The 10492-nt window shown below is 38.6% G+C and carries 11 protein-coding genes and 1 riboswitch; of the genes, 1 reads left to right on the plus strand and 10 read right to left on the minus strand.

Annotated elements, in window-relative coordinates; genetic code table 11:
- Positions 1-5 precede the first annotated feature (5 nt).
- From purF to ACIQX2_RS18290, 10 genes are all read right to left on the minus strand, one after another.
- A complete protein-coding gene (gene purF / locus ACIQX2_RS18245) occupies positions 6-1427 on the minus strand; it encodes an amidophosphoribosyltransferase (protein ID WP_402853755.1) in 1422 nt (473 codons plus the stop codon).
- Positions 1403-3634, minus strand: a complete 2232-nt coding sequence (gene purL, locus ACIQX2_RS18250; protein WP_402853758.1) for a phosphoribosylformylglycinamidine synthase subunit PurL — start codon at positions 3632-3634, stop codon at positions 1403-1405. Before purL ends, purF begins: the two co-directional genes overlap by 25 nt.
- A complete protein-coding gene (purQ, locus tag ACIQX2_RS18255) occupies positions 3618-4304 on the minus strand; it encodes a phosphoribosylformylglycinamidine synthase subunit PurQ (RefSeq protein WP_402853761.1) in 687 nt (228 codons plus the stop codon). Before purQ ends, purL begins: the two co-directional genes overlap by 17 nt.
- Positions 4301-4555, minus strand: a complete 255-nt coding sequence (purS, locus tag ACIQX2_RS18260) for a phosphoribosylformylglycinamidine synthase subunit PurS (RefSeq protein ID WP_402853764.1) — start codon at positions 4553-4555, stop codon at positions 4301-4303. Before purS ends, purQ begins: the two co-directional genes overlap by 4 nt.
- Positions 4552-5268, minus strand: a complete 717-nt coding sequence (gene purC / locus ACIQX2_RS18265; protein WP_402853767.1) for a phosphoribosylaminoimidazolesuccinocarboxamide synthase — start codon at positions 5266-5268, stop codon at positions 4552-4554. The genes purS and purC overlap by 4 nt, the downstream gene beginning before the upstream one ends.
- A gap of 27 nt (positions 5269-5295) precedes the next feature.
- The gene (purB, locus tag ACIQX2_RS18270; protein ID WP_402853769.1) at positions 5296-6591 is read right to left on the minus strand and encodes an adenylosuccinate lyase; all 1296 of its coding nucleotides are present in this window, start codon (positions 6589-6591) and stop codon (positions 5296-5298) included.
- Between the two features lie 16 nt (positions 6592-6607).
- Complete coding sequence (gene purK / locus ACIQX2_RS18275) at positions 6608-7729, minus strand: 5-(carboxyamino)imidazole ribonucleotide synthase (protein ID WP_402853771.1); 1122 nt, start codon at positions 7727-7729, stop codon at positions 6608-6610.
- Positions 7726-8214, minus strand: coding sequence for a 5-(carboxyamino)imidazole ribonucleotide mutase (gene purE, locus ACIQX2_RS18280; RefSeq protein ID WP_402853774.1), 489 nt, complete (start codon positions 8212-8214; stop codon positions 7726-7728). Before purE ends, purK begins: the two co-directional genes overlap by 4 nt.
- Positions 8215-8361: 147 nt before the next feature.
- Positions 8362-8461: riboswitch (purine riboswitch) on the minus strand.
- 101 nt (positions 8462-8562) lie between these two features.
- A complete protein-coding gene (locus tag ACIQX2_RS18285; RefSeq protein ID WP_402853777.1) occupies positions 8563-8748 on the minus strand; it encodes an NETI motif-containing protein in 186 nt (61 codons plus the stop codon).
- Complete coding sequence (locus ACIQX2_RS18290; RefSeq protein ID WP_093063130.1) at positions 8745-9287, minus strand: DUF2179 domain-containing protein; 543 nt, start codon at positions 9285-9287, stop codon at positions 8745-8747. The genes ACIQX2_RS18285 and ACIQX2_RS18290 overlap by 4 nt, the downstream gene beginning before the upstream one ends.
- 265 nt (positions 9288-9552) lie before the next feature.
- Here ACIQX2_RS18290 and ACIQX2_RS18295 point away from each other — a divergent pair, with 265 nt between their 5' ends.
- Entirely contained in the window at positions 9553-9879 is a 327-nt protein-coding gene (locus ACIQX2_RS18295; RefSeq protein WP_402853781.1) for a transposase, read from the plus strand.
- Positions 9880-10492 lie beyond the last annotated feature (613 nt).

Genomic DNA, 10492 nt, shown 5'->3' on the forward strand with positions numbered 1-10492 from the left:
TCCTCCTATCGAACAAGCTCTTTTTCATGTGGTAATTTCGTATCTGCATAAATACTTGTCGGATATTCTCCAGTAAAGCATGCTAAACATTGTCCACAATTTTTTTCAGCATCGGATCTTCCAATTGCTTCTACCATTCCTTCAACTGATAAGAATGTTAACGAATCTGCTCCTATCAGTTCACGCATTTCATCCACTGTATTATTAGCAGCTATTAGCTCTGAATCTGTACTTATATCAATACCGTAAAAACAAGGATTCTTCAAAGGTGGGGAGCTAATCACAACATGAACCTCTGTCGCTCCAGCATCTTTCAACATTTTCACAATGCGACGAGAAGTAGTTCCACGAACAATCGAATCATCTACCATAACTACACGCTTGCCATTGACAACCTGGCGAACAGGTGAGAGCTTCATCTTCACTCCACGCTCACGTAAGTCCTGTGATGGCTGTATAAATGTTCTTCCCACATAACGATTTTTAATAAGACCAAGCTCATATGGAATTCCAGTTGCTTCAGAAAAACCAATTGCAGCAGAAATACTAGAATCAGGAACGCCTGTCACTACATCTGCATCAATAGATAATTCTTTCGCAAGCTGCTTACCAAGACGTTTTCTAGCCATGTGGATATTAATGCCATCAATATCTGAATCTGGACGAGAGAAATACACATATTCCATCGTACAAATAGCTCGATCTTTTTTTTCTACATAACGCTCTGAACGGCAACCTTCATCATTTATTATTAATAACTCTCCAGGATCAATTGAACGAACTAGCTCCGCTCCTATTAAATCAAATGCACTTGTTTCAGAAGCAACTACCCAGGCGCCGTCTAGCATTCCTAAAGAAAGCGGACGCATGCCCTGTGGATCCTGTGCCACATACATCGCATGCTCGGTCATGATAATAACTGCAAAAGCACCATCCAACAAACGTAATGCTTCTTTTGCACGCTCCTCAAATGAAGCAAATTTGCTCTTCTTCAGTAAATGTGCAAGAACCTCTGTATCAGAAGTAGTTTGGAAAATGCTCCCCTGTTGTTCTAAATTGCGTCTTAAACGCGTTGCATTTACGATATTCCCGTTATGCGCAATCGCAAGACCACCAGTTGTCGAGTTAAATAATAACGGCTGGACATTTTCAATTCCCGAACCACCAGAAGTAGCATAGCGAACATGCCCCACTGCTGCATGACCTTCTAATTTCTCTAACTTTCCGTTACTGAATACATCATTTACTAGGCCTTCCCCTTTTACTGCGCGTAGGTACTTGCCATCCGTAACAATAATTCCAGCACCTTCTTGTCCTCTGTGCTGAAGAGCATGTAATCCGTAATAACTCATAGCTGCAGGATTTGGATGTCCCCAAATTCCGAATACACCACATTCTTCGTTTAAGCCTCTGAGTTCAGCAAGCATGATATTGCTCCTTTCCAAGCGGAACGGAATTCATCGACAGAACCGCTAATCCATGGAGTTCCGTCTTCATGTGAGATAATGACATTATTTGAATCAGTTACCGTACCAATTTGTACAGCATCTGCTACGATTTCTTCAAGCTTACTAGCATGCTCTGGTTTTACCGTTATGATAAAGCGTGATTGAGATTCACTGAATAACGCTGTAATAGCAGAACCAGTAATCGTTACTTCTACTCCAAGACCACTTGCACCGAATGCTTTTTCAGCTAAAGCTACTGCAAAACCGCCTTCTGCAATATCATGTGCAGATTGTACAACACCAGCTTTGATCGCTGTTAATAAAGCTTTTTGACGTGCAGCCTCTACTTCTAGGTCAATAGACGGTGCTTGTCCAAAAATACGTTTCTCCACTAACTTTTGAAGCTCAGAGCCACCAAATTCTGTTTTTGTTTCTCCAATCACATACACGATATCTCCAGCTTGTTTGACTGATTGAGTAGTTACATGTGCAAGGTCCTCTACTAACCCTACTAGACCAATTGTTGGTGTAGGATAAACCGCAGTTCCGCTACGCTCGTTATATAACGAAACGTTTCCACCAATAACTGGTGATTCTAATGCTATACAAGCTTCTGAAATACCATCCGCAGATTTTTCAATTTGCCAGAAGATCTCTGGATTCTCTGGGTTACCAAAGTTTAAGCAATCCGTAATAGCAAGTGGTTTCGCACCTGAACAAACGACATTACGAGCAGCCTCTGCAACTGCAATTTTACCGCCAGTTACTGGGTCGAGATAGATATAACGAGAATTACAATCTGTTGTCATCGCTAAGCCTTTATTCGTACCACGAACTCGAACTACTGCGGCATCCGAACCGGGCGTTACAACTGTACTTGTGCGTACTTGATAGTCATATTGATCATAAACCCATTCTTTAGAAGCTATTGTAGGTTGTTGAAGTAGGCTAAGTAGTGTCTCCTTATAATCTGAAACTGCAGGCTCTACATTTTCCATCGCTTGAAATTCTGTATAGTAAGCAGGTACAGATGAAGGTTTATAGTAAACTGGCGCTTCTTCTGCAAGTGCGTCTGCAGGAACATTCGCAACTACCTCTCCGTTATGGATTAAACGAAGCATTTTATCGCCTGTAACTTTACCAACCGCTACACAATCTAAGTCATATTTTTCAAAGATTTTAACAATCTCATCCTCACGGCCTTTTTTCACAACGATCAGCATACGCTCCTGTGATTCAGAAAGCATCATTTCATATGCAGTCATGCCAGTTTCACGCTGTGGCACGAAATCTAAGTTCATCTCTACACCAAAACCAGCTTTTGACGCCATCTCAGCCGATGAAGAAGTTAATCCTGCTGCACCCATATCTTGAATACCGATTAATGCATCCGATTTGATCACTTCTAAACAAGCTTCTAATAGAAGTTTTTCCATGAATGGATCCCCTACTTGAACAGCAGGACGCTTTTCTTCTGAAGCTTCTGTCAATTCTTCCGATGCGAATGTTGCACCGTGAATACCGTCACGACCAGTTTTTGCTCCAGCGTACATAACTGTGTTACCTTCACCAGCTGCTATGCCTTTTTGAATATCCTCATGATTGATCAGCCCTACACACATTGCATTAACAAGTGGATTTCCTTCGTAGCAGTCATCGAATTGAATTTCTCCGCCTACTGTTGGAATTCCGATACAGTTACCATAGCCGGCAATACCTGCTACTACCTCTTCAAATAAATATTTCACACGCGGAGTCTTTAGCTCTCCAAAACGAAGCGAATTCAGCAATGCAATTGGACGAGCTCCCATTGAGAAAACGTCACGAATAATTCCGCCTACGCCCGTTGCTGCACCTTGATAAGGCTCGATTGCAGAAGGATGGTTATGAGATTCCATTTTAAATACAGCTGCTTGCCCATCGCCAATATCTACGATTCCGGCACCTTCACCTGGTCCTTGTAAAACATGCGCACCTTTTGTAGGAAACTTACGTAATACTGGTTTAGAGTTTTTATAAGAACAATGCTCAGACCACATAACTGAAAATAATCCAGTCTCTGTATAATTCGGAAGACGTCCTAGTATTTTCTCTACCATTTCAAATTCTGAATCTGACATTCCCATTTGAGCATATATTTTTTGTTCTTTAATTTGCGTTGGATTTGGTTCAAGCATGACTGACATGAGTTTCCCTCCACTGTTTCACTATTGATTTGAATAACGCTAGTCCATCCGAGCCACCTATAAGTTCATGTACAGCACGCTCTGGATGAGGCATCATACCAAGGACATTTCCTTTTTCATTAACAATACCTGCAATATCTTCGATGCTTCCATTAGGGCCTTCTGAAGCATATTTAAAAACGATTTGGTTATTCTCTTTTAATCTAGCAAGAGTTTCATCGTCGCAATAATAATTTCCCTCACCATGTGCGATTGGAATTTGTATTACTTGGTCTTTTTCATATCCAGTCGTAAACTGTGTTTCATTGTTCACCACTTTTAAATCGACGGTACGGCACATGAATTTCAAGTTTTTATTTTGTAGTAGTGCCCCCGGTAGTAATCCTGCCTCTGTTAACACTTGGAAACCGTTACAAATACCAAGCACCGGCTTACCTGCTTCAGCAGCTTTTACAACCTCTGACATTACGTTAGATTGTTTAGCCATAGCTCCACAGCGTAGGTAATCTCCGTATGAAAACCCTCCTGGCAATAAAATACCATCAAATCCACTTAAATCCTTCTCATCATGCCAAACGTATTCTACTTCTTCCCCAAGCTCGTCTTTAATCGCGTGATACATATCTAAATCACAGTTCGATCCTGGAAATACGATTACTGCAAACTTCATTTGCTTACAGCCTCCTCAACTTCATAGCGATAGTCTTCGATTACCGTATTTGCTAAAAGTTTTTCACACATTTCCTTAACTACTGTATCTATATCACGAGTTCCCTCTTCAATTTGAAGCTCTAAAAATTTTCCGATACGAACGTCCTTCACTTCGCTATATTCCATTGAGTGAAGAGCTCCCATAACTGCAGAGCCTTGTGGGTCTAAAACACTTTCACGTAATGTTACATATACTTTTACTTTTTTCATTTTGATAATCCTCCTAGGCGGGAAAGTATTATTTCATAAACTTCAGTTAAGCTTCCTAAATTACGTCTAAACACATCTTTGTCTAGTTTGTTATTTGTTTTGTCGTCCCACAATCTACAAGTGTCGGGAGAGATTTCATCAGCAAGAAGGATTTCTCCGTTTGCCGTTTTTCCAAACTCTAATTTAAAGTCGACTAAGGTTACACCAATTTCTTTAAAAATCGGCTGAAGCACTTTATTGATTTCCAGTGCTTTCGATTCAAGTGCGTCAATTTCCTCTGGTGTAGCAACTGCTAATAATTCTAAATGGGCATTTGTCAGTAGTGGATCGCCAAGCTCATCGTCCTTATAATAAAATTCCACGATAGTGTGCTTTAAAGGTGTTCCCTCTTCAATTCCTAATCTCTTTGATAGACTACCAGCTGCAATATTACGAACTACTACTTCCAGTGGAATGATATCCACTTTGCGAACGAGCTGCTCATTATCTGAAATTTGCTCTACAAAGTGGGATTCAATTCCTTTATTTTTTAACTGTTCAAACAGGATCGTGGTGATTTTATTGTTCAAAATACCTTTGCCATCTATATTTTCCTTTTTCTCTCCGTTAAATGCAGTTGCACTATCCTTATAGGAGACAAACAGAATATTTTCGTCCTCTGTTGCGAATAATTGTTTTGCTTTACCTTCGTATAATAGACGACCTTTTTCCAATTTCATTTCCCCCTGATCCGCATTAGCTTAGTTAAGGCCCAAACGTTCAAAAATCATATCTACATGCTGAATATGATAATTGTAGTCAAAGCAATCATCTAATTCTTCTTTTGTTAATAAAGAAGTAACTTGCTCATCCGCATCCACAAAAGTGCGGAAAGCAGTTTGAGATTCCCATGCTTGCATCGCAAGAGGTTGTACAGTATCGTATGCTGTTTCACGAGCTAAGCCTTTGTCGATTAATGCTAACAACACACGTTGAGAGTATATTAAGCCCAGAGTTGAATCCATATTGCGTTTCATATTCTCAGGGAATACGGTTAAGTTTTTCACGATATTACCAAAACGATTTAGCATATAGTTAAGTGCAATCGTTGCATCCGGTAAAATAACACGTTCTGCAGATGAGTGAGATATATCTCTTTCATGCCATAACGCAACGTTTTCATAGGCTGTCATCATATATCCACGGATAAGACGTGCCATTCCAACCATATTTTCAGATCCAATTGGATTACGTTTATGTGGCATTGCAGAAGATCCTTTTTGTCCTTTAGAGAAAAACTCCTCTACTTCGCGTGTTTCTGATTTTTGAAGGCCTCGGATTTCAGTAGCAAACTTCTCAATAGAAGTTGCGACTAATGCGATAACACTTAAGTATTGCGCATGACGATCACGTTGCAATGTTTGAGTTGAAATTGGTGATGCAGCTAAACCTAGTTTTTCACACACATATTGTTCTACAAATGGATCAATATTTGCATATGTTCCAACAGCACCGGACATTTTACCTGTTTCAATTACTTTAGCTGCAGCCTCAAAACGTTCTAAGTTACGTTTCATTTCCTCTGTCCATAAAGCTAGCTTCAAGCCGAAAGTCGTTGGCTCTGCATGAACTCCATGTGTTCGTCCCATCATAACTGTGTATTTATGTTCTTTTGCTTTGTTTTCTAAGATTTCGATAAAATTTTCAATATCTTTACGTAAAACAACATTTGCTTGTTTAATGATGTAAGAGAGAGCTGTATCTACTACATCTGTAGAAGTAAGACCGTAATGTACCCATTTACGCTCTTCTCCTAAAGTTTCTGATACGGCACGAGTGAACGCCACTACATCATGTCTTGTTTCTTTTTCGATTTCTAAAATACGGTCTACATCGAAGGAAGCATTTTTACGAAGAAGAACTGTATCTTCTTTCGGAATATCTCCAATTTCAGCCCAAGCCTCACAAGCAAGGATTTCTACTTCTAGCCATGCATTGTATTTGTTTTGTTCTGTCCAAATTGCTCCCATTTCCGGGCGTGTATAACGTTCTATCATTTAATATCCTCCTAGTTTATAACCAAATTTTAGATTGTTGTATTTCGTTTAATGTCTGTTCGATATCTGTTGATAGGATAGTGACATGTCCCATCTTTCTATTCTCTTTCGCTTCGCTTTTGCCGTACAAATGAACGGACCAGTTCGGATATTTCGAAAGACTATTCGTAACAGGAATTACATGTTGACCTAATATATTCACCATAACTGTTTCTGTCCAAAGCTTTGGTTCTCTTAGTGGCCATCCACAAATAGCTCTCACATGCTGATGGAATTGAGAAATACTACAAGTTTCGATTGAGTAGTGGCCAGAATTATGTGGTCTTGGTGCCAATTCGTTTATCAATAGTTCATTATTCTCCAAAACAAACATTTCAACCGCAAGCGTGCCTATTAAATTTAAATGGTTGGCAATTTTTTCAGCAGCCTCTATCGCTGCTGCAGTAAGGGATTCTTTTATACGTGCAGGTACAATCGTTTCGTGTAAAATATGATTAACATGAATATTTTCACCAATTGGCAAGCAATACGTTTGACCGTCTCCATTTCGCTGTACAATGACAGATATTTCTTTTGTAAATGGAACAAAGGCTTCTGCGATACAAGCCGAATGGTCAAACAAAGATTTTGCTAAAGTTATTTGTTCTTTTGTTTGAATTATTTGCTGCCCTTTGCCGTCATATCCTCCACGTGAAGTTTTTACTACACATGGAAAACCCACTTCATCGATTCTTTGCTCTAACTCTTCATACGTAGTGGCTTCGACATATTTCGCAACAGGTACACCAGCTGACCGAATTTCTGCTTTTTCCAGAATACGATCTTGCGTTATTCTTACTAGTTCTGCACCTTGAGGAACATAGGCAATTTCTGATAATCTCTTTAACCCAGCATAATCAATATTTTCAAACTCATAAGTTATAACGTCACTTACCTCTGCTAACTCCTCTAATGCAGTTTCATCATTATAGGGAGCAACTATTTGTATATCTGCAACTTGACCACAGGGAGAATCTATCGTAGGATCTAAAACTGCAATTTTAAAGCCGGCTTCCTTTGCAGCTAGTGCCATCATTCGACCAAGCTGACCTCCACCAATTATTCCTATCGTCTGTCCTGGATAAATTACTTTTGTCATTGTAGCTCACCATTGCTTTCAAATACTTTGTTCTTCGTATCTTCTCTACGATGTTCAAGTCGTTCTGCCAACTCATGGTCTTGTATAGAAAGGATTTGAGCCGCAAGTAATCCAGCATTTGTAGCACCAGCCTTACCTATTGCAACAGTTGCCACTGGTACTCCACCTGGCATTTGAACTATCGATAATAATGAATCTAATCCGTTTAATGCTTTAGACTGAACCGGCACTCCAATAACTGGAAGGGTTGTTTTTGCTGCAACCATACCTGGTAAATGGGCTGCGCCTCCAGCTCCTGCAATAATCACCTGTATTCCACGTGATCTTGCCTCCTCAGCATATTCGAACATTAAATCTGGTGTACGATGTGCAGATACTACTCGTTTTTCAAAAGGTATATGGAGTTCCTCTAGAATCTCACAGCTATATTTCATTGTCTCCCAATCACTTGAGCTACCCATTATTACACCAATTTTTGTATTCATTATTTTCGTCCCTTCTGTCAACAGTAAGCATAAAAAATTCCCCAAATAAACTACTCTCTCTATGAAAGAAAAGCAGTTTACTTAGGGAATATTATCGCCCAGTTTGTGTCGTAGAAAAACATAAACAAACACATCCTTTTGCAGTATCCATAAGTCGCTTTCCCTCATAGTCCAGTCATTACGGTGACTTGGTAGAGACGCTAAAGCCAATCCTTTAGCATATATGGGGATATAATTATCTATTTCTAATCATATTTTAACAACTTATATAGTATACGTCAACGCTTAAATACGAACAATTAATTTTCAGATAACTCTAATGTTCGTGTTTAGACTGTATTTTTACTTTTAAGATTCTTTAATTCCTTTTAACATGATTATTTGTTTAATTGGAACAGGTTGTCCATCTATCTCTTCAAAAAGCGGCTCTTCTCTCCGTCCTGCTATTTGATACCCATCATTAGTCAATCTTTCGATACATTCTGCAATGCTTTCTTTGTCTGCCACTTCAAACCATTTTGTTTCTTTACTCATTTAAATAGTTTTCCTTTCTTAATAGACTTAACCCAAAATCCGCCATGTATTGATTTAGGCTCATACGCTATTATGAAAATTTTCGAATCTAAATCTTTAAGTCGTGCATACAGTTTTAACTCATATTTTCGTGGTGTTAATATTTGAAGGGCTTGTCTCTCTCCTTGTCGACCATTTGCATGCCAATCAGTAACTCCATACCCTTCTTCTCTTAATATTACCGGTAAATTTAATTTTGTATCAGTAGAGATTGCATTAACCATAATATATCCAAGCGCCATTTTTTCTTCAATCTTCGTTCCAATAATAACTCCGGTGCCGTACCCTACTGCATAAGCAACCAAATTTTGAATCTCATTTAAGTTATCTAAAACTAGACCTAGTCCTACTATATAAATTACCACTTCTACCATACTTATTAATGCAGCTATATAACGGTATCCCTTTAATGTAAGAATCATTCGCAAGGTAAAGAAAGTAACGTAGACAATATTAATAGAAAAGATAATGACTACCATTAAGATTGCAGATGAATCCATCCAATCAACTCCTAATATGTTTTATATTGTTCTTCATTATCGCATATAGTGTCACAATTTCAAGGAATTCAAGCTTTTAAATGAAATTATTGAATTCTTCTTCGACCATCGATTCCGTAGTTTTCTTTTAAATTTAAATTTTCTAACTTTAAGATGACAAATTTACTAAAAGATAGTACAATACACTAATTGAGTGAAGTGTTTAAAGTTATACTCTTATTTCATGAATGTTAGTAGAAAATATGACAAATAGGGGGATCAACCAATGCATGGACAATTTAGGAAAAGGTATACACAAACTACACAGGAACAAAAGATGTATGCAGTAAAAGAAGTTCTTCAGAGAGGACGAGGACGCAAAGAGGTAGCTGAAGAATTGAACGTGAGTGTCAATTCCATCACGACTTGGATTAGAAAGTTTAAAGAAGCTGGAGAAAATGGTCTTACTTCTTATTCCCAGGATGAAATAATACGTCTTAAAGAGATTGAAAAAAAGTACAATGAACAGCTAGAAATGGAGCTGCTAAAAAAGCAACCTATTTATATCCACTTTAAAAAACTACCATATCCTAAAAAGATAAAGAAGCTTTGAAAATTTCAGCATTAAGAATGCTTATTAAAGAATAAATAAATTTATAATGCTAATGATTTCCGTTTCAGGCGGACACTTTCCGCGGGCGAGGTCGAGCCTCCTCTTTCGCTACGCTCTCTGCGGGGTCTCAACTTTCTCGCTTATCCCGCTGGAGTCGCCACCCTACACTTCAATCAATTAATTGAGTAGTACTATTCTATAAGATGAGCACTTTAAGCCGAGTTAAATAGAGAGTCGTTTTATAACATATAAAGATAGATTTTATTAGAATCGATTGATCGATTGTGATAAACGATCAATCAAGCCCGAAAATCGATCGATCAAGCTCAATAATCGATCGACGACACAATGTTATCGATAATTACCATTTTATTCGATACTAACTGCACTTCATCATCCACTTTGTGTATTCCTCGACCAGCAACAGTAGGATAGCTCATAAGTGGCTACAAAATCCACCCCACATTACTTTAAAGCTCGTAAATGAAGCTATAGCCACTAAAATTGTAGATATAGACAATAACAAAAAAGTCGCTACCGATAAACTCGGTAACGACTTTTTCTTTGTGCCCAGCGACGTCCTACTCTCACAGGGGGAGACCCCCAACTACCA

The organism is Psychrobacillus sp. NPDC096623, from assembly GCF_044762655.1.
In the GTDB taxonomy this organism is placed as follows: Bacteria; Bacillota; Bacilli; order Bacillales_A; family Planococcaceae; genus Psychrobacillus.